Annotated in this window: 21 protein-coding genes and 4 pseudogenes; 5 read left to right on the forward strand and 20 right to left on the reverse strand. The window is 59.5% G+C overall.

The genetic code is table 11. The features are described 5' to 3' along the window. Window positions 1-45: 45 nt before the first annotated feature. Window positions 46-918 carry a 50S ribosomal protein L11 methyltransferase gene (locus AC0L4F_RS11925; protein WP_244688666.1) on the reverse strand — a complete coding sequence of 291 codons (873 nt, stop codon included), beginning with the start codon at window positions 916-918 and terminating at the stop codon, window positions 46-48. A gap of 145 nt (window positions 919-1,063) precedes the next feature. Then, window positions 1,064-2,298: pseudogene (locus AC0L4F_RS11930) on the reverse strand (MFS transporter). 233 nt (window positions 2,299-2,531) lie between these two features. Between AC0L4F_RS11930 and AC0L4F_RS11935 the strand changes: the two are divergent. From AC0L4F_RS11935 to AC0L4F_RS11950, 4 genes are all read left to right on the forward strand, one after another. Then, the gene (locus AC0L4F_RS11935; RefSeq protein WP_244688668.1) at window positions 2,532-3,155 is read left to right on the forward strand and encodes a hypothetical protein; all 624 of its coding nucleotides are present in this window, start codon (window positions 2,532-2,534) and stop codon (window positions 3,153-3,155) included. A 262-nt stretch (window positions 3,156-3,417) separates the two neighbouring features. Continuing rightward, window positions 3,418-4,284 carry a hypothetical protein gene (locus AC0L4F_RS11940; RefSeq protein WP_244688670.1) on the forward strand — a complete coding sequence of 289 codons (867 nt, stop codon included), beginning with the start codon at window positions 3,418-3,420 and terminating at the stop codon, window positions 4,282-4,284. Then, a complete protein-coding gene (locus AC0L4F_RS11945) occupies window positions 4,251-4,574 on the forward strand; it encodes a hypothetical protein (RefSeq protein WP_244688672.1) in 324 nt (107 codons plus the stop codon). The genes AC0L4F_RS11940 and AC0L4F_RS11945 overlap by 34 nt, the downstream gene beginning before the upstream one ends. An 81-nt stretch (window positions 4,575-4,655) precedes the next feature. Further along, window positions 4,656-5,060: a universal stress protein gene (locus tag AC0L4F_RS11950; RefSeq protein WP_244688674.1), complete on the forward strand. Its 405-nt coding sequence runs from the start codon at window positions 4,656-4,658 to the stop codon at window positions 5,058-5,060. A gap of 130 nt (window positions 5,061-5,190) precedes the next feature. Here the strand turns inward: AC0L4F_RS11950 and folD are convergent. The 12 genes and pseudogenes from folD to ybgC form a co-directional block, all read right to left on the reverse strand. After that, a pseudogene (gene folD, locus AC0L4F_RS11955) lies at window positions 5,191-6,092 on the reverse strand (bifunctional methylenetetrahydrofolate dehydrogenase/methenyltetrahydrofolate cyclohydrolase FolD). A gap of 28 nt (window positions 6,093-6,120) precedes the next feature. Next, window positions 6,121-6,426, reverse strand: coding sequence for a chorismate mutase (locus tag AC0L4F_RS11960; protein WP_244688676.1), 306 nt, complete (start codon window positions 6,424-6,426; stop codon window positions 6,121-6,123). Window positions 6,427-6,481: 55 nt separating this feature from the next. After that, window positions 6,482-8,158 (reverse strand): formate--tetrahydrofolate ligase, encoded by a 1,677-nt coding sequence (locus AC0L4F_RS11965; RefSeq protein WP_244688679.1) that lies wholly within the window; start codon window positions 8,156-8,158, stop codon window positions 6,482-6,484. Between the two features lie 371 nt (window positions 8,159-8,529). Further along, a pseudogene (ftsH, locus tag AC0L4F_RS11970) lies at window positions 8,530-10,444 on the reverse strand (ATP-dependent zinc metalloprotease FtsH). 79 nt (window positions 10,445-10,523) lie between these two features. After that, window positions 10,524-11,828: a tRNA lysidine(34) synthetase TilS gene (gene tilS, locus AC0L4F_RS11975; RefSeq protein ID WP_244688681.1), complete on the reverse strand. Its 1,305-nt coding sequence runs from the start codon at window positions 11,826-11,828 to the stop codon at window positions 10,524-10,526. Window positions 11,829-11,945: 117 nt separating this feature from the next. Then, on the reverse strand, window positions 11,946-12,773 hold the full coding sequence (locus tag AC0L4F_RS11980) for a tetratricopeptide repeat protein (RefSeq protein ID WP_244688683.1): 828 nt from the start codon (window positions 12,771-12,773) through the stop codon (window positions 11,946-11,948). Between the two features lie 28 nt (window positions 12,774-12,801). Then, window positions 12,802-13,326, reverse strand: a complete 525-nt coding sequence (gene pal, locus AC0L4F_RS11985; RefSeq protein ID WP_244688685.1) for a peptidoglycan-associated lipoprotein Pal — start codon at window positions 13,324-13,326, stop codon at window positions 12,802-12,804. Window positions 13,327-13,428: 102 nt separating this feature from the next. Further along, entirely contained in the window at window positions 13,429-14,745 is a 1,317-nt protein-coding gene (gene tolB, locus AC0L4F_RS11990) for a Tol-Pal system beta propeller repeat protein TolB (RefSeq protein ID WP_244688933.1), read from the reverse strand. 14 nt (window positions 14,746-14,759) lie between these two features. Continuing rightward, window positions 14,760-16,007 (reverse strand): cell envelope biogenesis protein TolA, encoded by a 1,248-nt coding sequence (locus tag AC0L4F_RS11995; RefSeq protein ID WP_244688934.1) that lies wholly within the window; start codon window positions 16,005-16,007, stop codon window positions 14,760-14,762. 20 nt (window positions 16,008-16,027) lie between these two features. Beyond that, a complete protein-coding gene (tolR, locus tag AC0L4F_RS12000; protein WP_244688687.1) occupies window positions 16,028-16,528 on the reverse strand; it encodes a protein TolR in 501 nt (166 codons plus the stop codon). Between the two features lie 3 nt (window positions 16,529-16,531). Next, the gene (tolQ, locus tag AC0L4F_RS12005) at window positions 16,532-17,227 is read right to left on the reverse strand and encodes a protein TolQ (RefSeq protein WP_244688689.1); all 696 of its coding nucleotides are present in this window, start codon (window positions 17,225-17,227) and stop codon (window positions 16,532-16,534) included. 390 nt (window positions 17,228-17,617) lie between these two features. Next, complete coding sequence (ybgC, locus tag AC0L4F_RS12010) at window positions 17,618-18,007, reverse strand: tol-pal system-associated acyl-CoA thioesterase (protein WP_244688691.1); 390 nt, start codon at window positions 18,005-18,007, stop codon at window positions 17,618-17,620. 513 nt (window positions 18,008-18,520) lie between these two features. Here ybgC and AC0L4F_RS12015 point away from each other — a divergent pair. After that, entirely contained in the window at window positions 18,521-19,288 is a 768-nt protein-coding gene (locus AC0L4F_RS12015) for a LytTR family DNA-binding domain-containing protein (RefSeq protein ID WP_244688694.1), read from the forward strand. Here the strand turns inward: AC0L4F_RS12015 and pdeM are convergent. The 6 genes and pseudogenes from pdeM to AC0L4F_RS12045 form a co-directional block, all read right to left on the reverse strand. Then, a complete protein-coding gene (pdeM, locus tag AC0L4F_RS12020) occupies window positions 19,261-19,848 on the reverse strand; it encodes a ligase-associated DNA damage response endonuclease PdeM (protein ID WP_348524095.1) in 588 nt (195 codons plus the stop codon). The two genes, AC0L4F_RS12015 and pdeM, sit on opposite strands and share 28 nt — an antisense overlap. 122 nt (window positions 19,849-19,970) lie before the next feature. Further along, window positions 19,971-22,394, reverse strand: a complete 2,424-nt coding sequence (locus AC0L4F_RS12025; protein WP_244688696.1) for a ligase-associated DNA damage response DEXH box helicase — start codon at window positions 22,392-22,394, stop codon at window positions 19,971-19,973. Window positions 22,395-22,498: 104 nt separating this feature from the next. Then, the gene (locus AC0L4F_RS12030) at window positions 22,499-23,752 is read right to left on the reverse strand and encodes a RuvB-like helicase (protein WP_244688698.1); all 1,254 of its coding nucleotides are present in this window, start codon (window positions 23,750-23,752) and stop codon (window positions 22,499-22,501) included. Window positions 23,753-23,878: 126 nt separating this feature from the next. Next, entirely contained in the window at window positions 23,879-24,379 is a 501-nt protein-coding gene (locus AC0L4F_RS12035; protein WP_244688701.1) for a prepilin peptidase, read from the reverse strand. A 3-nt stretch (window positions 24,380-24,382) separates the two neighbouring features. After that, window positions 24,383-25,256, reverse strand: a pseudogene (locus AC0L4F_RS12040) (tetratricopeptide repeat protein). A 28-nt stretch (window positions 25,257-25,284) separates the two neighbouring features. Continuing rightward, window positions 25,285-25,821 carry a tetratricopeptide repeat protein gene (locus AC0L4F_RS12045; RefSeq protein WP_244688935.1) on the reverse strand — a complete coding sequence of 179 codons (537 nt, stop codon included), beginning with the start codon at window positions 25,819-25,821 and terminating at the stop codon, window positions 25,285-25,287. Window positions 25,822-25,870: the final 49 nt, after the last annotated feature.

Genomic DNA, 25,870 nt, shown 5'->3' on the forward strand with positions numbered 1-25,870 from the left:
AATTCCGGGGCAGATGTAGAAATTTAGCGGCAAATGCCGCTAAAATCAGAGAGCTTTTTGCAGGGTCAGGGTGGTCCATTCAACAATCTCTTCGCGGTGAAGGAGATTGATGCCATTGGCGGCATAAACGGCGATCACTTCGTCCGCCTGTTCATTCAGAATACCAGAGAGAATCGCATATCCACCCGGTTGCAAATGGCTGGCCATGTCCGGTGCAAGTGAAATAAGCGGCGCTTTCAAGATATTGGCAAACACCAAATCAAACGGGGCCATCGCCGCAATATCGCTATGGTCGAACCCCATCGCCACACGACAGGCCACACGCCCGTCCAAACCATTGGCGCGGACATTGGCCTCGGCGACCTCGACGGCGACCTCGTCAATGTCCGAGGCCAGTACGGTTTCCGGCCAGATCCGGGCCGCACCCATCGCCAGAACCGCCGTGCCACAGCCGATGTCGGCAACCGATTTGCCATGAAATCCGCCGGTCGCCAGCCGGTCAAGCGCCCGCAGACAGCCAAGTGTGGTGCCGTGGTGGCCGGTGCCAAAGGCCATGGCGGCCTCGATCAACAGAGGTTCGCAATCGGCGGGCACCTTGTCGGCATCATGGCTGCCATAGACAAAGAAACGCCCCGCCGCTACCGGCGACAATTCGCGTTTCACCTTGGCCACCCAATCCGTTTCCGGCAGTTCGGAAATCGCAAAATCCTTGGCGCCAAATGCCGCCGCAAGGACCGCAAGGGCGGCTTCGTCCGGGGCCTCGGTGAAATAGCCGCCGATTTCCCACAGGCCAGAGCCATCCTCCATCTCGAACACGCCGACGCCGGTTGGTTCGGGCACCAGATGTTCCATGGCCGCGCCAAGCGTTTCAGCCTGAGGCTTGCCGGGCAGGGTGGTGAGGGCGGTGAATGTGGGCATGTGTGGCACTCTCTGACGGTTTCACGTCTCTTAGGACCTTTGCGGCGGGTTTGAAACCTCTGCCCGTCACATTGGGTCATCACCCGGCGGTTTTGCGCGGCGGTCCACGCAGAAACATCACATCTCCACTATGCGCAGATCGCGGCTATTCCGCAGGGGCGGGGACAATCGGGCGTTGAAACACGGTTTCATATCCCGGCACCGGATGGCGGGGGATCAGCAGGGCGAGCACAAATGATGCGGTCGCAATACCGGCCGCGGCAAAAAACACCGATCCGGGCGAAACCAGCCAGAGATACCCCAGGCCCGCAGGCAGAAACACCGCCGCGATATGGTTGATGGTAAAGGCTACCGCCGCCGTCGGGGCGATATCGCCGGGGTCGGCAATTTTCTGGAAATAGGTTTTCAGCGCCAGTGCGAGGCCAAAGAACAGGTGATCAATCAGGTAAAGCGCCGCCGCGATCACCACACCCCAGCCAAAGAAATAAATGCCGCCATAGGCCAGAAACACCATGATCAGACCGGCATATTCAAACAGCAGTGTCGCGCGTTCGCCAAACCGGGCAACGGCACGGCCCATGAGCGGGGCAAACAGCATATTGGCCACCAGATTGGCGAGGAACAACGCCGTAACCTCGTGCACTGCGAAGCCAAACCGTTCGACCATCATGAAACCGGCAAACACCACAAAGATCTGGCGGCGCGCGCGGCCAGAAATTGCAGCACATAGTATAGCCAGTAACGCCGCCGCAGGATCAGCTTCTTGACCTGCGGATTGGGCGCGTCGAACCGGGGATAGGCCAGCATGGAAAACACCGCCAGCACAGCGGTGACGCCGCCCGCGATCAGGTAGACATGGGTATAGCTTAGCCCCAATGTCTCCCATGTCAGGACAATCGCGCCATAGGCCAGCAGCGTGGCCGCCGATCCCGCCGCCATCAACAGGCCCAGCACCTGCGGCGCGCGGTCCTTGGGCAGCCATTGCAGCTGAAGCGATTGGTTCACGGTTTCGAAATAGTGGAACCCGATGGAGGACAGCATCGTGATCGTCAAAATCCCCGCCATGTCGGGGAAATAGGCGGTCACCGCCGTCGCCACGCCCAACAACAACAACGCGATCAGCGCCAGAACCTGTTCGTGCATGAAAACGATCAAGGCAATCACGCCCACCGCCAGAAATCCGGGGATCTCGCGCACCGTGTGCAGCCAGCCAATGTCAGACCCGTCGAACCCCGCGACCTCGATCACGAAATTGTTCAGCAGGGCGGTCCAGGTGGCAAAGGCGATGGGCATCGCCGCTGCCATCACAAACAGCAATGTTGTCGGGCGGCGCCAGACCGGCAGATCGCGCGCAAGCGCCAGGGGCAGGGTTTTGCTCATGCTTGGGATGTACGGCGGTTGCAAAAAAAAGGCGAGTATACTTTTTGCGCAGTCACCCCTGCACAGATGCACATTCCATCGCATCGGCTGTGGAATTGTGTTGAAATGGCACCTTGTGGCATCACTGCCCCGGGTTGGCCGGCAGGATTTGACCGCAGTCTTTGATTTTGGCTTTGATTTCGGGCAGCGTCGGGACAGGGCCGGTATGTGTGATGTGTTGTAGGAAACGAGAGATGAACGCCATTGAAATCGAACCGCTTTTTACCCGTTCTGACGGGGCGTATCACTTTGCCCGGTGGGGGCGTCCGATTGCGCCGATTGTCTTTGGCGTGACCGAAGGCACCCTGCCGGTGATCAAAGGCGCGCTGGAGGCCGTGGTCGCAATGGCCGGTCACCATATCGCCGAAACCGACCCGGAATTGGGCAGCAATTGCATGTTCTTTTTCTTTCGTGATTGGGACGAACTGCCGGACGTGCCTGATCTGGACAAGCTTGTGCCGGATTTGGTGGCCCTGGTCGGGCGGTTGAAATCGGCAGATGCCAATCAATACCGGGTGTTCCGGTTTGACGATGCGGGCGCGATCAAAGCCTGTTTCGTGTTCCTGCGCATGGACGACGCGCTTGGCGCGATGCAGGCCGAAACATTGGCGCTGGGCCAGATCGTCCGGGTGATGTTGCTGTGGTCCGATGCGGCATTTGCCGAGGTGTCGCCGCTGGCGATTGCCGGCGACCAGACAATTCTGCGCCCCGAGATCGGTGCCGTGATCCGGGCCGGGTATGATCCGGTGATGCCCGCCGTGTCACAGGATCCGGTCCACGCCATGCGACTGGCGGCGCGGGTTGGCCTGGCGCAATAGGCCTGTCTTTCTGATCAGAAACGCATGTGGCGGCAGACGCACGCGGCGAAATCAATGGCCCCGGCATAGACCCGCCCAAAAAGTGCGCAGCCTCTTCCATCGTGCCATTCCCGTTGGGATGGAATGCTGTACCAAACGGCCGACTGTTGTCAGGATGGACGCAACTTGGCGACGGACAGTTGCGGCCATACAAATTGGGTTGAAAAATGTTGGCCTGGCTATGTCGCCATGTCAGTCTTGGTTTCAGGGGGTGGCACTCAGCATGCCTCGGGAACAGTCATTTGAAAAAATAGGTATGGATTTGATGTCAACCGATCGAAAGACCATATTTTCCTATTTTGGATTGAAAACTTATGCAGCGGTTGCGGCACCGCTTTTCTTTTTGTTCGATTTTCTGACCCCGGTTGTTCAAACGGCTTTCGGAAACAATGCCGGGTTTCTGTCGGCCTGGGTTCTTGTTGGTTTGGGCCTGATCGGATTGTTGATTCCGCGAAAAATCTGCCTATCCATTGAACCGTCCGTTCAGGACAAGGAACTTGTTGCCTTTCGGCAATTTTCCGGGCTGGCACTGGCCACGGGTGGGCTTTGGGTTGTGCTCTCGTCCAGTGTCCTTGGTGCAGAAGCCAAGGAAAATGGCGTGATCGGGGCCCTGTTTCCGCAAGTCGAAGAATACCAAACCCGGCTTTTTGGTTCGCTCGAAGATATAGAGGCGGTTCTTGAGCAGACAAAAGAGGGTGTGGATACGTTGGTGACTTATGCCGAAGAGGATCGCGCCGATCCAAACGTGCAGCTCGCCAAACGTGGCATTCAGCGTACCGAAGCCGAGTTTGGAAGAGCGTTACGGCGCAAGGATATCGATGTCGTACGTATGTTTGTGGAAGGGGGTGGCCAGTTACGGCCAGCAGGCTGGAGTTGTTTACCGGCGGTGGTTTCGAGTTTGGGGAAGTCGTCGATATTTGGTCTGCGGACATCGCAGAATTGTTCCTGGATCATCGCGATCAACTGGACACGTCGATTTGTCGGCCAACAATTCGGTATCTCTTTTCTGATGGCGGTCCGGGCCAGAGAAACGTTGCCGGTGGCTATTTCGAACGGTTGGCCGACAACGGACAGGGTATTGAATTTCTAAAGGATCTGTGCGGCGAAAACGCCTTTTCTGATTATATTCGGAATTTCATTAATAGTGAAAAGTTGCGCGCTGAGAAAAACGAAAAAGGCGTTGCTGTTTACCGTGCGACCCTATCCGAATGTGTCGAAAAACGTGAAGCCGAGCTGAAACGTGCCAACCAGTGGCTGCCTAAAAACCAAATAACACAGGCGTGCAGCGGGCCTGCAAACTGGGCCTCTGTCGATTTTTTTGAGTTTCGTGACAAGCGGGATTTTTCGGCGGAATTGCAGCGGCTTCTGGACCAAATCTGATAAGGTTCTTCTGGTGTTTGCGCTATATCAATGTCGGTTTCTGCGCGCTGTCTATCATGGTGTCATCCAGAGGAGGCAACCATGTACAATCATATCCTGATCCCGGTCGCTCCGGGCCACTACGAAGAATACGCCAACGCGCTGACCGTGACGCGGAAACTGTCCAATACGGGGGCAAAGGTTTCGATCCTCTCAGTGGTTGAGGACGTCCCGATATATGTCGAAACCTACTTGCCAAACGATCAGGTCGAACAGGCCAAGGTGGAAATCGCAAACGAATTGAAAGCCCAATTTGCCAAGGACGAGGTCGAGATCCATGTGATTGATGCCCATCCAGCCAATGGCATTCTGGATTGGGCGACGCAAAACGCGGTCGATTGTATCGTTGTGACCTCACATCGACCGGGGATCTCGGACTATTTTATTGGCTCGACCGCCGCCCGCGTTGTGCGCCACGCACAATGTCCGGTTGTCGTTCTGCGCTAGGGCGACTTGGTCACGGGGCCAAGAATTGCCCCGCCAAAACCCCGGCAAGAGCGGCGGTCGCTTTGCCGCCGCTCAAACCGGTCGATGCGCGCCAGACCGTCAGATCAGGTCGTCAGATCGGGCCGTCAGATCAGGCCGTCAGGCCGGTCGGTGCCTGAAGCCCATTTGCCCGGCTGCACGCGGTTACGGTATTGGCCAGCAGACAGGCGATTGTCATCGGGCCGACACCACCTGGCACCGGGGTGATCGCCCCGGCGACCGCGGCGCAGCTTTCGAAATCGCAATCGCCAACCAACCGGGTCTTGCCCTCACCCTTTTCCGGCGCGGGAATGCGGTTGATGCCCACATCAATGACCGTCGCGCCGGGTTTGATCCAATCGCCCGGCACCATTTCGGCAGGCCCACCGCCGCAACAACGATGTCGGCACGACGGACGACATCGGCAATGTCCTTGGTGCGGGAATGGGCAATGGTGACAGTACAGCTGTCACCTAGCAGCAATTGCGCCATCGGTTTACCGACGATATTGGACCGGCCAATCACCACGGCATTCAGCCCGGACAGCGATCCATGGTGGTCGCGCAGCATCATCAGACAACCCAGCGGCGTGCAGGGCACCATCGACTTTTGACCCGTGCCCAACAGGCCGACATTGGAAATGTGGAACCCATCGACATCCTTGTCGGGGCTGATCGCATTGATCACCAGATCTTCGTCAAGATGATCGGGCAGGGGCAATTGCACCAGAATACCATGTACCAGCGGATCATTGTTCAGCTGGTCAATCAGCGCCAGCAGCTTATCCTGGGAAATCGTGGCGTCGCGTTTGAATTCATAGGAATTCATGCCGACCTCAACCGTCTGTTTGCCCTTGGACCGGACATAGACCTGGCTTGCCGGATCTTCGCCCACCAAAACCACCGCAAGGCCCGGTGTGATGTCATGCTCTTCCTTGAGCCGGGCCACGTGGGTCGCCACCTCGGCGCGTACCTTGGCGGCAAAGGCCTTGCCGTCGATGATCTGGGCTGTCATGTCTTGTCCCTTTCGTCGGGTGTCGTGGTCAGTCGCGGTCGATATGGCGCGCCTCGCGCGTGATCGACCATTCTATCAATTCGCGCCAAAGCGCCTCGGCCAAATCCGGGTCCAGACCACGCCTGGCCGCGCCTGCGCGGGTCTTGTTCACCACATCCTCGACGCGGGACGGGATATTGGCCGGCCAGCCCAGCGCGGTTTTCAATTCAACCGCCCGATCGATGTATCCGGCACGGGCCGCCAGAAGGTCAATCAGCTTTCCGTCCAACATGTCAATCTGACGGCGCAATTCTGCCATATCCGCACAATTTTCCGGCGGGGTCAGATCGGGCATATTGTCTCTCCTGCGGGCAAGGGCACTTGTGCCCGCAGAAATCGCAAATTCGTGCCTAGAACAACCCTTCTATTTGGCCATCGGCGTTCATTCGGATGTTTTCCGACGCAGGTTTTGAGGGCAGGCCCGGCATGGTCATGATCTCGCCGCAGATCACCACCACAAATCCGGCCCCCGCCGCCAGTCGCACCTCGCGCACTGGCACCGAATGGCCCAATGGTGCGCCGCGCAGATTGGGGTCGGTGGAAAACGAATATTGTGTCTTGGCCATACAGACGGGCAGGTGGCCATATCCTGCCGCCTCCCATTCGCGCAGCTGGTTGCGGATCTTGCCATCGGCCAGCACCTCATCCGCGCGATAGATCGACTTGGCAATGGTTTCGATTTTCTCAAACAGCGGCAGGTCATCATCGTAAAGCGGAGCGAATTGCGCCTGTCCGCTGTCGGTAATCGCCGCGACGCGGGTTGCCAGCGCCTCGGTGCCTGCGGAGCCTTTTTCCCAATGCTGGCACAGGATTGCCTCAGACCCCTGGGTCTCGACATAGGCTTTGACCGCCGCGACCTCGGCATCGGTGTCCGTGACAAAATGGTTGATCGCGACCACCACCGGCACGCCAAAGCTTTTGACGTTCTGGATGTGGCGGCCCAGATTGGCACAGCCCTTGTTGATGGCGCCGACGTTTTCCGCACCAAGATCGGATTTTGCCACGCCGCCATTCATCTTCATCGCGCGACAGGTGGCCACCAACACCACGCAATCGGGGGCCAGGCCCGCCTTGCGGCACTTGATGTTCATGAATTTTTCGGCCCCGAGGTCGGCACCAAAGCCGGCTTCTGTCACCACATAATCCGCCACTTTCAACGCGGTAGAGGTCGCCATGACAGAATTGCACCCATGGGCGATATTGGCAAAGGGGCCGCCATGCACAAAGGCCGGGTTGTTTTCTAGCGTTTGCACCAGATTGGGCTGCATCGCATCCTTCAACAAAACGGTCATCGCGCCATCCGCCTGAATGTCGCGGCAGGTGATCGGCCTGCGGTCGCGGGTATAGGCCACGATGATGTCACCCAAACGGCGTTCCAGATCCGCAAGCGAGGTCGCAAGGCACAGGATCGCCATGACCTCTGATGCGACGGTGATGTCGAACCCGGTCTGGCGGGGAAAGCCATTGGCCACCCCACCAAGCGAGGTCACAACGTCCCGCAAGGCCCGGTCGTTCATGTCCATCACCCGGCGCCAGACCACGCGGCGCGGATCAATCTCCAGCGTGTTGCCCCAATAGATATGATTGTCGATCATCGCCGACAGCAGGTTGTGCGCGGTGGTGATGGCGTGGAAATCGCCGGTGAAGTGGAGGTTCATGTCCTCCATCGGCACCACCTGGGCATAGCCGCCCCCCGCCGCGCCGCCCTTCATGCCGAAATTCGGCCCGAGGCTGGCCTCGCGGATACAGATCGCAGCCTTCTTGCCGATACGGTTCAACCCGTCGCCAAGGCCCACGGTTGTCGTGGTCTTGCCTTCGCCCGCCGGGGTCGGGTTGATCGCGGTGACAAGGATCAGCTTGCCATTTTTGTTGCCCTGGACGCTGTTGATGAAATCCTGGCTGACTTTGGCCTTGTCGTGGCCAAAAGGCACCAGATGTTGTGCGCTGATACCCAGCTTGGCGCCGATCTCCTGGATCGGTTTCTTGTCCGCCTCGCGGGCGATTTCGATGTCGGAAAGATAAGACATTGGGCCACTCCTGTCGGGGTTTTCCCAATTGATACCGCGCCAGACAAGCATTGATCACAGCGTTTCCGACATTTTGTCGAATGTGAGCGGCGGGATGGGCACGGTGTTTCGTCGATCGGAAACCAGAAGCGAGCAAAAGGGCGCTGGATCGTCCCGGACCTGCTCCGGGACCTCCACGGGGATTGGTCGGGCACAGTTGGGGCAGATAAAGAGGCCCCGGATCACGTCCGGGGCGCGATATCGCCCGACGGCCAAGCAGCGAACAACCAAACACTGAACAGCCAAACACTGAACAGCCAAGCACTGGGCAAAGAAAAACCCCCGAGGTCCGCGACCTCGGGGGCTTAAATCACTTCCGGTTTGTTTTCAGCTTATGCCGAAGGTTCCGGTTCCAAGTCACTCGATGGTTTGTTCTTGGGCTTGGTTTTTGGGATCGCGGTGACCGAAGGTGCATTGCCGGCATCTGGCGTGTCGTCTTCGTCATCGCCGATTTGCGGCGGATCACCTTTCATCACACGTTTGATTTCTTCGCCGGTCAGGGTCTCATATTCCAGCAATCCCTGTGCCAGACGTTCCCATTCCTCGTTCTTGTCGGTCAGGATCTGGAACGCACGGTCATAGGCTTCCTGAATGAAGCGTTTGACCTCGGCTTCGATCAATTCCTTGGTATTGGCCGACACCGAAAGACCCGCAGTCTTGCCGTTATAGCCTTCATGCGCTTCGGAATAGTCGATATTGCCAACCTTGTCCGACATCCCCCAGCGCAGCACCATCGCACGCGCCAGCGCGCTGGCCTGTTGAATGTCACCAGAGGGGCCGTTGGACACATTGTCAGCGCCGTATTTGATGATCTCGGCCGCTTTGCCCGCCATGGTCATCGCCAGGTTTTCTTCGCATTCCGACCGATGCCAATTCAGGCGGTCAATCTCTGGCAGCGACACAACCATTCCCAGGGCGCCGCCGCGCGGAATGATCGTGGCCTTATAGACCGGGTCACATTTCGGCAGGGTCAGCCCAACCACAGCATGGCCAGCTTCGTGATAGGCGGTTTTTTCCTTCTGCTCTTCGGTCAGCACCATCGAGCGGCGTTCCGCGCCCATCATCACCTTGTCCTTGGCGCTTTCGAAATCCTGCATCGTCACGAATTCGGCGGCCGATACGCGCGGCGGTCAATGCCGCTTCGTTCACCAGGTTCGCCAGATCAGCGCCGGAAAAGCCCGGTGTCCCCCGCGCGATGATGCGCATGTCGGAATCGGGGCCAAGCGGGATCTTGCGTGCATGCACGTTGAGGATCTTTTCGCGGCCCTTGATGTCGGGGTTCATCACGGTGACCTGACGGTCGAACCGACCGGGACGCAGCAACGCGGGGTCCAGCACATCCTTGCGGTTGGTGGCGGCGATGATGATTACGCCTTCGTTGGCCTCAAAGCCATCCATTTCCACCAACAACTGGTTCAGCGTCTGTTCGCGTTCGTCATTGCCACCGCCATAACCGGCACCACGGGCGCGGCCCACGGCGTCAATTTCGTCGATGAACACAATGCAAGGCGCGTTTTTCTTGGCCTGTTCGAACATGTCGCGCACACGCGATGCACCAACACCCACAAACATTTCGACAAAGTCGGAACCCGAGATGGTAAAGAACGGCACGCCGGCCTCGCCTGCAATCGCACGCGCCAAAAGCGTCTTACCGGTGCCCGGAGGGCCCACCAGAAGCGCACCTTTGGGGATCTGCCCGCCAAGACGCGAGAATTTTTGCGGGTTGCGCAGGAATTCAACGATTTCTTCCAGCTCTTCTTTTGCCTCATCAATGCCTGCCACGTCATCAAACGTCACACGGCCCGATTTTTCGGTCAGCATCTTGGCCTTGGATTTGCCAAAGCCCATGGCGCCGCCTTTGCCGCCACCCTGCATCCGGTTCATGAAATAGATCCAGACACCGATCAGCAGCAAGAATGGCAACAGGCTGAGGATGAATGACTGAAACCCGGATTGCTCCTGGCTTTCGGCATTCACATTCACATCATTGTCCAGCAAAAGCTGGGTCACTTCGGCATCGTCGGGCTTCACTGTGACATAGTCGCGGCCATCCTTGCCCTTGAAGCGGATGGTTTCACCGTCAATGGTGACCGTGGCGACCTTGTCCTCTTCGACCAGCTGGACGAAGTCGGAATAGGGCGTGCCCTGGCTTTGCAGCGTATTGCCGCCGCCCGAAAACAGATTGAAAAGCGTCAGGATCAGTACAAAAAGTACGACCCAAAAGGCGATATTACGCAGATTGCCCAAGTAAATTCTCCCGGAAGTTGGGTTTGGTCCGCTCTATAGCGTGCCCTTGCAGTGAAAAATAGGGGTTTCGCGGGCAAATTCAATGCATCCGGATGAAGTTGGGAAAACTGCCCTGGCCCGCGAAATAGTCGGTTGTATGGGCCGGACCATATCCCGCCGGGGCAAAGGCATGCAATCGGTCGCGTTCAAACACCGCCGGCTGGGCGATCAGGCTTTGATAGGGCAGGCCGGCTGGGCGCTGATCAAGCTGCGCGGCCCCCTCGGCCCCAAGCGCCCGCACCGTCATACCCGTGATCTTTGGCCCTTGGATTCGCACCCTTTGGTCCCAGATGTCGCCGACCTGCGCGGTTGTTGCGGCCACGGCGCGGTATTCACGGCAGATCCGAATATCGGTTTTTTCCGCGCGGATCATGCAGCCGTGCAATGTCCCGTGGCCACCAGAGAGCACGCGCTCTGCCGTCGCCTCCAACGCCTGCGCGCGCGGGCGATAGGGCTGGACCGCCACATATTGCAGCCCGACCGCCAGAAGCCGCAGCCGGGTTTCGGCATCCAGCGCTGCCAAAGCGTCGCGATCAAACAGCAAATCGCCATATTGGGCCCGCACCAGCTCCGCCGCCGCGTTCTGGGCCCGGCGCTGCAATCCGTCGCGCGCGCGTGCCATGCGCGTGGCGGTCTGCGTCAGCGTCGGCACGTCCAGCCCAAGCGGTTGCAACAGATCCATTGCCTGGCGCATGCGCACCCGGTCGTATTTCGGATCGTCATTCGACGGATCGTCGACCCAAGTGCCTTTGAGAACCGTCAAATAATGCCGCAAATCGGCGCGCCGCGCGTTCAAAAGCGGCCGGATCAGCCAAAACCCGCTGTCGGCTGCCTCGCGATCTGCGGCCTGTGGCCCGGAGGGCACAAACCGTTTTTCTGGAATCGATGCCAAACCGTCAACACCCGACCCCCTCGCCAAGCGCATCAAGAATGTTTCGGCCTGATCATCTGCCGTATGGGCCATCAACACATGGCGCAGGGACCCGCGCCAATCCTCGATCAGGGACAATCGCGCCGCGCGCGCCGCGTCTTGCAGGTTGCCGTGACCATCCCAACCCGGCCCTGAAGGGCCTTGCCAGCGCAATGTGCTATGTGAATGTCCCAGCTCAGCGCAGGTGCGGGCGACAAACTCTGCCTCATCGGCACTTTCCGCCCGCAACCCATGATCCACCGTCACAACCCGCAGGGTGACACCATATTGATGGGTCCAATTATGGGCGAGTGTCAGCATCGCCATGCTGTCACCACCGCCAGACACGGCCAAACCAATGGTGTCCGGAAAATCCGGGCCCAGAAGCGCGCCCATGGCATCGGCAAAATGGCTCTGCAGACAAAACCCGGTCATGCCCTTGGCCTTCTTCTGTTCAAAAATATCCCGGGGGAGGCCGCCTTTGGCGGGCGGGGGCAGCGCCCCCAACTGTCTGTCACCGCCAGGACGACGACCCGATTGACCGAACCGAAATCAGGTGCAATTCAGGTTTTGCATTTCCGCCTGTGCGTCCTGAACCTGCGCAGCGGCGGGGAACCGTGTTTCAATTTCACCCAAGGTCTGACAGGCTGCGGCCATCTGCCCCAGCGCGCCAAGCGCACGGCCAAGATGCACCAGCGCGGTCGCGGCATCCGGGCCTTCGGTATCCACCGAATAGGCGTTCAGATAGGCCCGGGCCGCTTCGCGCATGTCGCCAAGGCCTTCCAACGCCTGACCCCGCCCCAGGCTGGCCTTGGTGGCTAACGGTCCGCCCGGATAGGTCTCATTAAAGGTCGCAAAGAGGTCCGCGGCGCTGCGAAAGTCACCTGTGGCGAGCGCCTCCCCGGCTCGCCGAAAGTCTTCTTCTTCGCTCAGTGCCAGCGCCGGTCCATCACCAGATGCAGGCGGGGCAGGGGCCACCGGAGCGGCAGGCAGTTCCTCGGTCTTGCCGCCACCAAGGGTGGTGGTGTCGCCCAATTGGCCGACATCGCCGCCTTCGAGTTCGACAAGACGAAATTCCAGATCCCCGATCCGGTTGGTGCCATCGGTGACCACCTGATTGATGCGGAATTCCAGCTGTTCGGTCTTGCCGGTCAGTCGCGTCAGTTCCGCTTCAATCACCTGAACCCGGTCCAGAAGCGTCCCGCCGCCACCCGCCGCAGTGCTGCCGCCGGTGGTCGACAGCTCACGTTTCAGGCGCTGCACCTCGACATTCAGCAACGTCAGATCCTGGCGGATGTCCGCCAATGTCTGTTCCCGATCCTGGGCAAGGCTCGCAATCGGCAGACCCGCAACCAGGCCGAAAATCAACAGAAATCGCATATTTCTACCCCTCCGCAAGGGCGCTGGATCAGCTTGTCAGACCGCCGGCAATGACCGTGACCGCGCGGCGGTTCTTGGCGTAACAGGATTCTTCCGAACAGATCTCGATCGGGCGTTCTTTGCCAAAAGTCACGAATTTGAGCCGGGATGCCGAAACCCCCTGAGAAATCAGGTATTCACGTACCGCATTGGCCCGCCGTCCGCCAAGGGCAAGGTTGTATTCCCGCGTGCCTTGTTCGTCGGCATGACCTTCGATCACCGCCACATAGTCGGAATTGGTGATCAGCCATTGTGCCTGGGCGTTGAGGATGGATTGCGCTTCGCTGGTCAGCGAAGATTGATCAACCACAAACAGCACCCGATCGCCAATCGCCTGTTGGAAATAGGTCGGGCTGGTTGGATCGCCCAGACCGCCACCAGTGCCCGCACCGGCACCTGCATCAAAGTCGCTGCCACCAACGCCGCTGTCTGCGCTGTCAAACCGGCCCGCACCGGTGCAGGCCGACACGGCCAAAGCGCCCATCAAAAGCACGATCTTGCTCATATGTTTCATTGTCTTGTCCTGCTCCGCCATCTGGCATTGTGCCATTGTTAAGTCCGAGTCTATCACAGCCCCGCCGCGCAATACATATCTATTGCAAATCCACCACAGCGCCTATTGCAACGGTCCCCAGCTGGGGTCCGACGCCGCACCGGGCGTGCGCACCCGTTTCAGATTTCGGCCCGACACATCCACCGAATACAGGTTGGATTGTCCGCTGGCGCCCTGTGTTTCGCGGGTGAACATGATCACCCGGCCATTGGGTGCCCAGGTCGGCCCCTCGTCGAGGAACGATGCGGTCAGCAACCGCTCTTCGCTGCCATCGGTGCGCATCACGCCGATGTGGAACCGGCCCTTGTGCTGTTTGGTAAAGGCAATCAAATCGCCGCGTGGCGACCAGACCGGCGTGCCATAACGCCCCTGACCAAAGGAAATGCGCTGCGCTTCGCCGCCATTTGCCGACATGATATAGAGCTGCTGGCTGCCCGACCGGTCGCTTTCAAACACGATCCGCCCCCCGTCCGGGCTATAGGACGGCGCGGTTTCGATCGCGGGTGTATTGGTCAACCGGCTGGATTGGCCCGACGCCAGATCCATGGTGAAGATGTCGGTGTTCGACCCTTCGCTAAGGGAATAAACCGCAGTGACGCCATTGGGGGCAAAGCGCGGCGCAAAGGACATCTTGTCCGATTGGGTTTCCAGAATTCGGCTGCGGGTGTCCCCCACATCCAGCACGTGAATGCGCGGGAACCCGGTCGCATAAGAAGTATAGAGCACCCGGTCGCCAGTGGGCGAAAACCGCGGCGCCAGCACAATCGACGAGCTGTCGGTCAGATACTGCACATTTGCGCCGTCGTAATCCATGATCCCCAGCCGCTTCTTGCGTTCGTTCTTGGGGCCGGTTTCGGACACAAACACCACGCGGCTGTCGAAATAGCCGGTTTCGCCCGTGATCCGGCTATAGACCGCATCCGCCACCTTGTGCGCCATGCGCCGCCATCCATCCGTGGTGCCCTGAAATTGCAATCCACGGCCCAGTTCGCTGTCGGAAAACACGTCATAGACCCGGAATTTGACCGTCAGCTGGCCATCCCCCGACACGGTGACCGCTCCCATGATCAGCGCCTGGGCATTGATCGCCTTCCAGTCGGCATATTGCACCGGCGTGGCAAAGCTGGTCGGGCGCGAAATAAAGGCCTCTTCGTTGATCTGGTCAAAAAGCCCGGTGCCGATCAAATCATCGGCCACCACCTGGGCCAGCTTGGCCCCCCATTCCGCCGCGCCGCTGTTTTCAGCGATGAAACCCGGCACAGCAAAGGGCAGTGGTTCAACCACGCCTTCGGTGATTTCAATCCGAAGTGGCGCGGCCTGGGCCGTGGCCGTCAATGTCAGGGCCAGAGCGGCCAAAACGGCACAGAGCATTTCTCGCATTCGATAAAGCATGGTCATCTCCCAACATTTTCGGGATTGAAGGTCATTTCAATATCCCGCCACTGGTCGTATTTCTCTTGCGGCAGGTCAAAGCCGTCTTTTTGGCACCGCAGAATGGCACGCCGCGCCGCATCAAAGGCAACCCGCGCAGCCGCGTCGTCACCCCCGGTGGCCGAGACCATCCGCAAAGAGCTGGTCACGACACGCCCGGTTTCTTCCATTTTCATGCCCACAACCACGGTGACCCGCGACGCAACAGAGCCGACATCGACAACCCAGCATTGTTGCACGGCGACGCGCAGGTCTTCGCGTTCGCCGGCGGTCAATGGCGGGCCTGCGGGGGCGGCGGACGTGGTGGTGCCACCCAGGGCCTCGGCCAATGCGTCGTTGACCGCATCTGCGGTTGTCTCACGGGCCGTTGGCGCGGGGGTGGCGGGGGTCGTTGTGTCCGCCGGTTGTGCTGCGGGTGGTGCTGCTGGCGTCTGCGGCGTTGCCGGCGCGGCCGCGGCAAGATTGCTGGGCCTGCTGCGCGGGCGAATGGTTCTTTCCGGCGCACCAGAGGGGGCTTCATCCGCTTCGGTCACGATTTCGCTGGTCGCTTCTTCCTGGGCGGTGGCGTCCTGTTCTTCCTGAGGCGGGGCCGTGGTTTCGCTCTCGTCGGGCACAACCGCCTCCTGAGATTCTTCTGCGATCTGCACATCCGGTTCCGGCGGCGCAACCGGTTCCGGCGCAACCCGTGGGGCGGGGCGCGGCCGGGGGCGGGGCGACACTTCGGGCAGGGCAATTTCCACATCTTCCGCCGCCGGTGGTGCCGGTTCTGCGGGGGGCGAGACTTCGGGCGGGCTGACCGGGGCGGGCAGCGGCGGCGGTGTTTCGGGCAGGGCCTCGGGGGCCAGTGGGGCTGGCGCGGTTTCGACCGGTGCGGGACTTGGTTCGGGCGCGGGTGGCTCCGGCGTGGGCACCGCTGGGGCCGGGTCTTCGACGGTCGGCGGTGCCACGGGCTCTGCCGGGGCCTCGGCAATCACCGGTGCGCTGTCCGGCGTGGCGGTTTCGCTTTCTGATCCGGGCGGCGTTGCGGCCCCAACCAGAGCTGCATATTCGGCCTCGGAAATCGTGGTGACGCTGGTGACGTCAAACGGCAATGGCTCGACCTCAAACAACGGGCCGATCAACAGCCAGCCGATCAGGCCGACATGCGCCGCGCCCGATACGTAATGGCCGACATGGGCGCGATGGCCCAGGAAAGTCATATTTGGAAGCATTTGCACCAAAGCGCCCCGGATTACCCGCCGTCGCGATCATTGCCGCTGGCGGAATCGCGGCCATCCAGACGTGGACCACCAACATCCGTGACCAGACCGATGTTGCTGAACCCGCCTGCGTTAAGCGCCCCCATGACTTGCATCACCTCGGCATAGGGTACGGCCCCATCGGCGCGCAGGAACACCCGGTCGCTTGTGCGTTCTGCCGCAATGGCGCGCAACTTGCCCACCAGATCCTCGGCCCCGGTTTCCGTGGTCTGGATCAGAATGCGGTTGTCGGCTGTCAAGGTCACGGTCAGCGGTTCCTCGGCCTCGCTGCTCAGGGCGCTGGCCGCAGATTTCGGCAATTCCACCGGCACCCCGACGGTCAGCAACGGGGCCGACACCATGAAAATGATCAGCAGAACCAACATTACGTCGACAAAGGGCGTGACGTTGATTTCGGCCATCGGGCGTGCGCCGCCCCGGCGACGACGGCCCCGACCTGAGTTGCCTTCGGACTTTATGACACCCGCTGCCATGGCTCAGCTGTCCAGCTGACGGCTGAGGATGGTGGCGAATTCATCGGCGAAACTTTCATACCCCGACAAGATCCGATCCGCATCCGCGCTCAGCTTGTTATAGAAAATCACCGCCGGAATCGCGGCCAACAGGCCCAAACCGGTCGCCATCAGCGCCTCGGCAATGCCGGGGGCCACAACCGCAAGCGAGGTGTTCTGTTGTTCGGCAATCTCGATAAAGGCATTCATGATGCCCCAGACCGTGCCGAACAAACCCACAAATGGCGCGGTAGAGCCAACAGTGGCCAGCACGCTCAGACCGCGCTGCATGTCATCACTGACTGCGGCAATCGCCACATTCATCGACCGGTCGATGCGCGCCTGGGCGCCGGGGATCAACCCGCCATCTTCGCGGTGCGAACGCCGCCATTCCAACATGCCGGCGGCAAATACTTTTTGCGACCTGCCTTTGGGCTCGGGGCCCATCTGTTCGAACAATTCGTCCAGGGGCTCACCGGACCAGAAATCGCGATCAAACCGCTTTGCCTCTCGCCGGGCACCGCGATAGGCGATCAGGTTGTAGACGATGATCGACCATGACCAGAAACTTGCCACGATCAACGCCACCATCACCAGTTTTACGGTCAGTGTCGCACGTGCAAAAAGCCCCCACATAGAGAAGTCTATCTCCTGTGCGAGCGCTAGGGTCTCTGTTTCCATCTGCCTGCTCTTTGTTGTGGCGACTTTATCTGTCGTCCTATGTGGTCGTGACGGTCGCGTGACTGCTTTGGGGCCGGTTCTGTGCGGCCAATTGATCCGATTATTAACGGAAATGAAGGGGGAAAGCCAACACGAAGGCGTCAATTGACCCTGTTTGTCACCTTTTGCCCGTTGGGTTGGCGGATATTTGCCGGAAGGCTGAAACATGCCGAAGGATGGCGGGGGCCACTGCATTTCGCCCTTGTCTTTGCACTGCGAAAAACCGCCAAAAATCCGGCGCCATAAGCCATGGATCGGCCTTGCCCTTTCATCTGACCAAAAATATCCCGGGGGTCGGGGGGCTGGCCCCCCGTCGGTTTGGGCGGCCAGTTCCAGACGGGTCTGGCGGGATCAATGCAATTGCTGGCGCAAAGCGCCCGGCAATCGCATCGGCTGACCTGCGGCACCGATCACCACCAGTGTCACCTTGGCATCAAACAGGATGTCATCGCCCCGCCGGACCACTTGATGCAGCACCATGCGCGCGCCGGTGACCTGTGCCGGGCTGGTATCAACCCTGAGATCGTCGCCATAATACGCGGGCATCAGGTAGTCACATTCGATCCGACGCACGACAAACACCTGTCCGTCGCGATCTTTCATTTCGCGTTGATCAATCCCAAGCGCAGCCACCCATTCGCTGCGCGCGCGTTCAATGAATTTGAGGAAATTGGCGTGATACACGATGCCCGCCATGTCGGTGTCTTCATAATAAACCCGGCAGGTGAACTGATGTGGCATGGTGGCTCCTGATGTTGGTACGAGACAAACCAGCAACCGGCCAGCGGTGCAAGCCCGCTGTGGGGCAAGACTTGCGCCAAGCGGCAATCTGAAATCGCTTGCTTCGGCCGCCGCGCGTATGCGGATCTGACGGCCCGGCACGGCGCGGGGGGCTGAAAGCATGGCGTTCCCATCTTGTCCGGCGGCCAAGGTGGTTTCAGGGCTCGCCCCAAGCAATGCGAACAGGCGTTTTTATGATAAAACAGATCGCGCCATCACGGGCCAGATGGGGGGACATCGCCAAATGACTACCCTGCGTTGATGGTGAATTGACGTTAATCGCTGATTTGCGCGTCAACCCCATTTTTAAGGGGACAATTGCGTCAAATTCCCGTAGCTAGAACCTTTAATTGTCGCATTATGGTTACCAGTAACATTACGATCAAGATATTATGAATTCAGGGAAAAAACTTTAGCATGGGGCAAAGGACAGGACGGGACGGACCCGGTGCCGCAATCAAGGCGCGGTTGCGCATGACCGTGAATTCACGGTTTGTGTTGGCTCTTTTTCTGGGACTGACAATGGTGGCGGTTGTCGCCGAACCGTTTCACACCAAAGGGGTGCTGACGGTTCCGGTGCGCATGATCTACTGGTCCGTCATTATTGCGGTGTCGATGGTGGCGGGGGGCGTCTTTGACGAGATTGGGATCTGGCTCGCCGGTCCATCTGCCCCGGTTTGGCGTGCGCCTGTTCTGGGGGCCACGATGATGAGTGTCGTCTTTACCCCGTTTGTCGTTTTATGGTCCCAGCTGTTCGTCGCCTTTGGTGCGGCGCTTGACCCGGCGATGGGGAAAATCTTTCTGTCTGTTCTGGTGCCGACAATTGCGGTTTTTGCGGCGGTACACGCCCAGAAATCCAAACGTGCGGTCGGGGCGCACCTGGCCGATGCACCCGATGCCACCGAAGAAGAGACGACCCCGCCGCCCAATGCACAGCTCGCCTATCGCCTGACCACGCCGCAGGCCACCATCTTTCGTGTCTCTGCCAATGATCACCTGACCGAGGTGGCCACCGACCAAGGGATCGAACTCATTCGGATGCGGTTTTCCGATGCGGTCCGAGAGATGGACCCTGTGCCGGGCTGCAATATCCATCGCTCTCATTGGGTGGCCTTGTCATCGGTCAATGGGTTGGAGCGGCGTCAGGGCAAGATGTTCATCAAACTGGCCAATGGTGATGAACTGCCGGTCAGTCGCACCTACCGTCCCGAGCTTCAGGCGCTTTTGCCCGATCTGTTCTGAGGCATCGGTATCACCAGAACCTGTCGCCCGGTCAAAACGGCGCGGGCGTCCGGTGCCATCAACCGGGCAATGGCGAGATCGTCACAGCGCAACCCACCGGTATAGGTGCCAAAGGCGGGCAGGATGACCCGCGTTCTGTCCAGCAGAAAACAGGGGCGTGACGCCGCCTTCATCCGGGCCTTCGGATGGTAATGCCCCGATATTTCCCCGGTGTCCGCCGGTTCGGCAATATGGCGAAAGATGACGCCCAGATGCTCAAACCTCGCCAGATGTGCACCCGCCAGGTTCACGGGGCCGGGATCGTGGTTGCCTTCGATCCAGATCCATCGGCGCCCGGCCTGAAGCCGGGTGATCCAGTCGCGCGCATCGCGGGGCAGATCATCCAGCGCCTGAAGGTCGTCGAAACTGTCGCCGAGGCAAATCACGATGTCCGGATTCGTGGCCTCGATCTCGGCCGCCAACCGTGCCAGCGTATCGGTCACATCATAGGGCGGCAATTGCACCGCGTTGCGCCGGGCCTGCCTTGCGGATTTCCCAAGGTGCAGGTCCGATACCGTCAAAATCCCGGCTTCTGGCCAATGTAACGCGCCCGTGGCCCGGGCGACCATCCGGTGGCGGCAAAAGAAAACTCATAGGCGTTCATGCTATGTTCATGGCTGACTTGGGGGCGGGGCGCAAGCGCTCACAAGTCCCCTAATCCTGCCGCCGTCATCAACGTCTCGGCCTCCTGTTGCAAAAGCCGCTCTCGGCCGGCGCCTTCGATCGGCACTTTGCCCACCTCCAGCAACAGCGGTGCCGCCAGCGGTGTCACCTGGTCCAGTCTGCGCAGGTCGATCCGCCCCTGCACCCGTTCTGCCATCTCTCGGATTCGGGCAAAATCCACCAGCCCGCGCATCGCCTCGGTCCGGGTGATCCGCATCAGCAGGTGATCAGGGTCGTACTTCAGCAATGTGTCATAGAGGATGTCACTGGAAAACGTCGCTTGCCGCCCGGATTTCCGGCTGCCCGGCATGTTGCGATTGATCAGCCCGGCAATGGTGGCACTGGCGCGAAAGGTGCGTTTCATCACCGCATTCCCGGCCAACCATCCCTCCAATCCGGCCTCCAGCGCGGCAATATCAAACAGCGGCGCGGGGTCGGTCAATGGCTGTAACCCCCAGATCAGCGTGGCATAATCCGTCGCGACAAACCCCAATGGATCCAGCCCCAGATCCTCTAACCGTTTGGTCAGCAAAAGCCCAAGGGTCTGCTGGGCATTGCGGCCCGCAAAGCCATAGATGCAGGCATGTTCACGTCCGTCATGGGCAAAGCTCTCGATCAACAGCCGCCCCTGTTTCGGCAATTCACTGACCTGGCGTTGCAGGTCAAGCCAATCGCGGGTGTGTTCCGGCAGATAGGGCCAATCATCGGCGGCAAACATCGCCAGAATGCGCTGGCTTAGCTGTGTCGAAGTGGCGAATTTGGTGCCGGAAAAGACCGCGACTTTGGGCTTCTTGCGGGCATTGCGCGTCACCTCGACCACCATATCACGCAATCCCTGATAGGCGACGATCTGGCCACCAATCAAAAAGGTATCGCCGGGCGTCAGGCTGGCGGCAAAGCTTTCTTCGACCTCGCCCAATGGTTTGCCGCCGCGACCCCTGAACCGCACCTTCAACAGGTCGGCATCCTGGATCGTGCCAATGTTCATCCGGATCAATTGCGTCGCACGCGGGTCACGCAAATGCCAAAGCCCATCTTCGTGTTGTTTCAGCCGCTGCCATTGATCATAGGCGCGCAGCGCATAGCCACCGGTGGCGCAAAACGCCAGACAATCATCAAACTGCGCCCGGCTGAGGGTCGCATAGGGCCCGGCGCGCGTCATTTCGGCAAAAAGCAGATCCGCATCAATCGGCCCGGCGCAGGCAGTGATCAGGATATGTTGGCAGAGCACATCCAACGGTCCCGGCCCGCGTGGATCACCATCCAGATCATGCGCTTTTGCGGCTTGCAGCGCGGCATGGCATTCCACCACCTCAAACCGGTTGGCGGGCACCAGCCGCGCCTTGGACGGCGCATTATAGCGATGGTTGGCGCGGCCTATCCGCTGGATCAGCCGTTTGACATTCTTCGGCGCGCCGACCTGAATTACCAGGTCGACATCACCCCAGTCGATCCCCAGATCGAGACTGCCGGTACAGACAATGGCCCGTAAATCTCCCCGCACCATCGCGGCCTCGACCCGCTCGCGCTGGGCGCGGTCCAGCGATCCGTGGTGAATGCCAATGGGCAGGCTTTCGTCATTGGCCAACCACAGGTTGTGAAAGAATATCTCGGCCTGGGCGCGGGTGTTGTGGAAAATCAGCGTTGTCCGGTGCGCTTTCACCGCGGCCATCACCTGGGGAATGGCAAAACTGGCCCCGCCACCGGACCACGGCGGCGCATCGGGCAAGTCCAACATGGCAATATCCGGGTCCGGTCCCGGATCGGCCTGAACAATCGTACAAGGATCGGGATGGCACGCCAGAAAATGCGCGATCGCGCCCGGATCTTCCACCGTAGCGGACAGGCCAACCCGGCGCAGGTCCGGGCACATTGTCTGCAACCGCGCCAGCGACAACATCAACTGATCGCCGCGCTTGCTCTCGGCCAGCGCATGGATTTCGTCGACAACAACCCGCTGCAATCCCTGGAAGATCCTCGGCGCATCCTCATAGGAAATCAGCAGTGCCAAACTCTCTGGCGTGGTGAGCAGAATATGCGGCGGGTCGGCGCGCTGGCGCCGTTTCTGCGTATACGACGTGTCGCCGGTGCGGTCCTCGATCCGAATGGGCAATCCCATTTCGGCCACAGGCGCGCTCAGATTTCGTTTGATATCCGCCGCCAGCGCCTTGAGCGGCGAAACATACAAGGTGTGCAACCCCTGATGCAGACCATCGGCCAATTCGGCCAGAGACGGCAAAAACCCCGCCATGGTCTTGCCGCCCCCCGTCGGGGCAATCAGCAACAATGCAGGTTCTGACGCCTGATCCACCATCTCTTGTTGATGGGGATGCACCCGCCAATTGCGGGCGGAAAACCATGTCAAAAGGGCAGGAGGCAAAAGTGCGGCGGGCAAATCGGTCATAGGGCAAACGTATCGCCCGCCAGCACGGTTCGAAACCGCTAAGGTCTTCTTCTGTTCACAAATATCCCGGGGGTTCGGGGGCTGGCCCCCGATCCGCAATCTGCCTATTTCACGATCTTTTCGTCTTTGACGAACATATTGGCCCAAGCCCGGTCAATATATTCCGGCGTCATTTGCGGCGCGACGCCCTCGAATGCACAGATCGACAGGATTTGATCAATCAGAAACACCGGTTGGTAATTGGCGTACACATTCTGGATCGTCGGGTATTTGCTTTGCAACAGGTGGATCAGGCTCGCTTCATCCAACGGCAGCTTCTTCTTCTTCGCCACCAGCGCAAAGATTTTCAGAAAATCTTTCTGATCCGGCCCGTCGATTTTGATCTTGAAGAAGATCCGCCGCAAGGCCGCCTGGTCAAAGATTTCATTCGGATGAAAGTTGGTGGAAAACACCACCAACGTGTCAAACGGGACTTCGAATTTCTCACCCGATTGCAGCGCCAGGATATCGCGGTTTTCCTCCAGCGGGACAATCCAGCGGTTGACCAGCGCCTGGGGCGGTTCTTCCTGACGGCCAAGGTCATCAACGATGAAAATCCCGCAGGCGCTCTTCAATTGCAGGGGCGCCTGATAGGTGCGGGCGGTTGGATTATAGACCAGATCCAGCATTTTCAGCGAAAGTTCACCACCTGTCACCACCGTCGGGCGTTCACAGCGCACATAGCGCGTGTCATAGCGGTTGCCGGATCGGCGCAACTGATTGGGATCATCTTCCTGGGTTTCCGCCGCGGAATGGACAATCGGGTCATAGACCGTGATCACCTGACCGGCATATTCGATCGCGCGGGGGACAAAGATCTTGTCGCCCATCGCCTTGCGAATCCCGTTCGAGATCGAGGATTTCCCGTTGCCCGGCGGGCCATACATCAGGATCGACCGCCCGGCGCTCACGGCGGGGCCCAATTGGTCCATCAGACTGGTGGGCAGGATCAGGTCGCCCATGGCCGCCGTCAGCTGGTCGCGGGTGATTTGCAGGTTGCGGATCGACTGGCGTTTGATCTGTTCCTGATAAACCGCCAGCGGCACCGGCATCGCGCCGAAATATTCCGATTGCGTCAGCGCATCCAACGCCCGCGCCTTGCCCGCATCGGTCAGCTCGTATCCCATTTCATTGCCGGAATTGGCGTTCAGCGTGCCGGTCGCCTGCAGAAACTTCTGGCTGCGCGCCAGATCCACCAGCTCTTGTGTGACCGGGATCGGCAGACAGATGTTGCGGGCGATCTCTGTCACCATATCGAGGTTCGACCGGAACATGGTTTTCAACAAAATGTCCCGCATCATCACAATCGGCAGGCGCATTTCCTCCAACCGCTTGGGGGCGGGGGGGCTGTGACATTTCCGGCGGCCATGTTCATGGCAATTTCCTCATAAAAGACGGGCGCAGTCTGGGGGTCGGGGGTTCAGAAACGGTAAAGTCGTTCACGATCACCCCCCGAATACCGCACCCAACATCAGATAAAGCGCCAATGTGCCCCCCAGCGCCAGTCCCATCGGAAAGTCGCTTCCGCTGTCCCAGCTGTCCCAGTTCGGGGCCAAACGGCGCAGACCGGAATGTTTTGCCAACCGATGGGCGCCAAAGGCCCCCAGAAGCGTGGCGGCCAGCAGCATCAGCAGAAATGCCAGATCCGCCGGGTCGACAAAGGGCGCGGCGGCGGCGGCGAACTTTGCGTCACCCGCCCCGACAAGACCGGTGGCATTCATCAAGATCCCCAGCGCCAGCACAATGGCCAACTGCAAGAACCGCCAAGGGTATTCCGCCAACGGCAGGGCAATCAATCCAACCACCGCAAAGACCGCGACCAGCGCCAGTACGGCCTTGTTCGGGATCTTCATCATCCGCATGTCGGACCAGCAGACATAAATGCAGATTGGCACCACAAATGGCAGAAACCAAAGCGCCGACCACATGGTGATATCCAGCGACATGGATCAGTTCGCCGCGTTGTTTTCCAGCGCGCTCAGGGAACGCACTGCGGCCTCGAAATATTGTGGATGGGTTTCGATGGCATCGCGGAACAACCCTTTGCCGGTCTCGACATCCCCGCGTTTCACCGCCGAAAGCCCAAGGGTATACAGCAGCTGCGCGCGCTCCCCCTGGCTCATCGGGACCACGGGCAGGGTATAATTGCCCTGGGCGCCACGGGCCAGAACCAGGTTGTTCTTGGCCGTGAACAGATCGCTGTCCTGGCGGATGGCCTGAACAAACAGCTTTTCCGCACCGGCATAATCGCCGCGCGACAGTTTCGAATAACCCCAGTTGTTCATCACACCCGATGGCGTGGTTGTCAGGCCCACTGCCGTTTCATAGAAACTGTCCGCTTTTTGCCATTGCTGTTTGCCATCGGCGATCATCGCCTCAAGCCGATAGCGGCGGAAGGTCTCATGCGTTGGCGGCACGGAATGCAGGGTTTCTTCGGCCTTGTCCCATTGGTCGTTGCGGATATAGGCATCGGCCAGTTCGACCTTGTCAGCCGGGGTTGCCTCGTCCATCTCCAGCACGCGTTTCCAGGCAGAGACCGCTTCGGTCGGGCGTTTGGCCCGGATCAGGGACACGGCCAAGCCGCGTTGCAGGTCAATCCGGTCCGGTTTTGAGGCCGTGGCGCGCCGAAAGTAATTCACCCAATTCATTTGGATCGGAATTGGACAACATGACCTCGTTCAGGTCACTTTCGTCAATGACATTGATGTCTTGCAGTTTGCGATCAACGGCGTCTTTGTCGATGCCTTTTTCACAAGCGGTCAGGGCCAGCACAACAGCCAGGCAGCTGACCAGTCTTGCGGGTACACGAATAGGGTGGCGCATTTTTCTGCGTCCTTTGCTGCTCTTGCCTCTACGGTGTGGATTGGATCAGATAATCTGAACTGCCCCGCCGCACCAATTTGTATTCTTGTTGTTGCTCAATATCGTACTGCACATTGTCAAGTTTTGCGAGTGCTTTGCGCAGATTGTCGCGGATCGCGTCGCTTTCGCCATTGTCCAGCGCATAGGCCTTGCGGAAGACTTGGGATGCTTCGGCGGTCTTGCCGCGTTCCATCAGGACAACCCCAAGATTGTTCCAGACCTCGGGCCAGCCGTCTTCTTTCTTGACCGCGCGACGCAGCAGATCCTCGGACTGATTAAGCCGCCCCATGGCCAGATTGACCGTGCCCAGCGCCGACAGAACCTCGCCATCCAGCCCGCGTTCCAGCGCTGCCCGGTTGAAGGCCGCCAGCGCCAGTTCGTTTTCCTTGGCAGCAAGAAGCCGGTGCCCGACCAAAAGCTGATCGACCGCTTCGGCGCGGCGATTGACCTCAGGGGCGTAGGGGCTGTTTTTGTCACGCGAAAAGCCGCCATCGGAACAGGCGGCAAGACTGGCGACAATTGCCATCGCAAAGGGGAGTCTGAAAAGGGGCACCTTTTGTCTGCTTTCGAACGGC

It is taken from the genome of Marinovum sp. J2-8, assembly GCF_055808435.1.

What these genes read in the sequence shown, in the direction of transcription:
- AC0L4F_RS11925 (WP_244688666.1), bottom strand. Translation starts at nt 918, where the DNA reads ATGCCCACATTCACCGCCCTCACCACCCTGCCCGGCAAGCCTCAGGCT.
- AC0L4F_RS11935 (WP_244688668.1), top strand. Translation starts at nt 2,532, where the DNA reads ATGAACGCCATTGAAATCGAACCGCTTTTTACCCGTTCTGACGGGGCG.
- AC0L4F_RS11940 (WP_244688670.1), top strand. Translation starts at nt 3,418, where the DNA reads ATGCCTCGGGAACAGTCATTTGAAAAAATAGGTATGGATTTGATGTCA.
- AC0L4F_RS11950 (WP_244688674.1), top strand. Translation starts at nt 4,656, where the DNA reads ATGTACAATCATATCCTGATCCCGGTCGCTCCGGGCCACTACGAAGAA.
- AC0L4F_RS11960 (WP_244688676.1), bottom strand. Translation starts at nt 6,426, where the DNA reads ATGCCCGATCTGACCCCGCCGGAAAATTGTGCGGATATGGCAGAATTG.
- AC0L4F_RS11965 (WP_244688679.1), bottom strand. Translation starts at nt 8,158, where the DNA reads ATGTCTTATCTTTCCGACATCGAAATCGCCCGCGAGGCGGACAAGAAA.
- tilS (WP_244688681.1), bottom strand. Translation starts at nt 11,828, where the DNA reads ATGACCGGGTTTTGTCTGCAGAGCCATTTTGCCGATGCCATGGGCGCG.
- AC0L4F_RS11980 (WP_244688683.1), bottom strand. Translation starts at nt 12,773, where the DNA reads ATGCGATTTCTGTTGATTTTCGGCCTGGTTGCGGGTCTGCCGATTGCG.
- pal (WP_244688685.1), bottom strand. Translation starts at nt 13,326, where the DNA reads ATGAAACATATGAGCAAGATCGTGCTTTTGATGGGCGCTTTGGCCGTG.
- tolB (WP_244688933.1), bottom strand. Translation starts at nt 14,745, where the DNA reads ATGCGAGAAATGCTCTGTGCCGTTTTGGCCGCTCTGGCCCTGACATTG.
- AC0L4F_RS11995 (WP_244688934.1), bottom strand. Translation starts at nt 16,007, where the DNA reads ATGCTTCCAAATATGACTTTCCTGGGCCATCGCGCCCATGTCGGCCAT.
- tolR (WP_244688687.1), bottom strand. Translation starts at nt 16,528, where the DNA reads ATGGCAGCGGGTGTCATAAAGTCCGAAGGCAACTCAGGTCGGGGCCGT.
- tolQ (WP_244688689.1), bottom strand. Translation starts at nt 17,227, where the DNA reads ATGGAAACAGAGACCCTAGCGCTCGCACAGGAGATAGACTTCTCTATG.
- ybgC (WP_244688691.1), bottom strand. Translation starts at nt 18,007, where the DNA reads ATGCCACATCAGTTCACCTGCCGGGTTTATTATGAAGACACCGACATG.
- AC0L4F_RS12015 (WP_244688694.1), top strand. Translation starts at nt 18,521, where the DNA reads ATGACCGTGAATTCACGGTTTGTGTTGGCTCTTTTTCTGGGACTGACA.
- AC0L4F_RS12025 (WP_244688696.1), bottom strand. Translation starts at nt 22,394, where the DNA reads ATGACCGATTTGCCCGCCGCACTTTTGCCTCCTGCCCTTTTGACATGG.
- AC0L4F_RS12030 (WP_244688698.1), bottom strand. Translation starts at nt 23,752, where the DNA reads ATGCGCCTGCCGATTGTGATGATGCGGGACATTTTGTTGAAAACCATG.
- AC0L4F_RS12035 (WP_244688701.1), bottom strand. Translation starts at nt 24,379, where the DNA reads ATGTCGCTGGATATCACCATGTGGTCGGCGCTTTGGTTTCTGCCATTT.
- AC0L4F_RS12045 (WP_244688935.1), bottom strand. Translation starts at nt 25,821, where the DNA reads ATGGCAATTGTCGCCAGTCTTGCCGCCTGTTCCGATGGCGGCTTTTCG.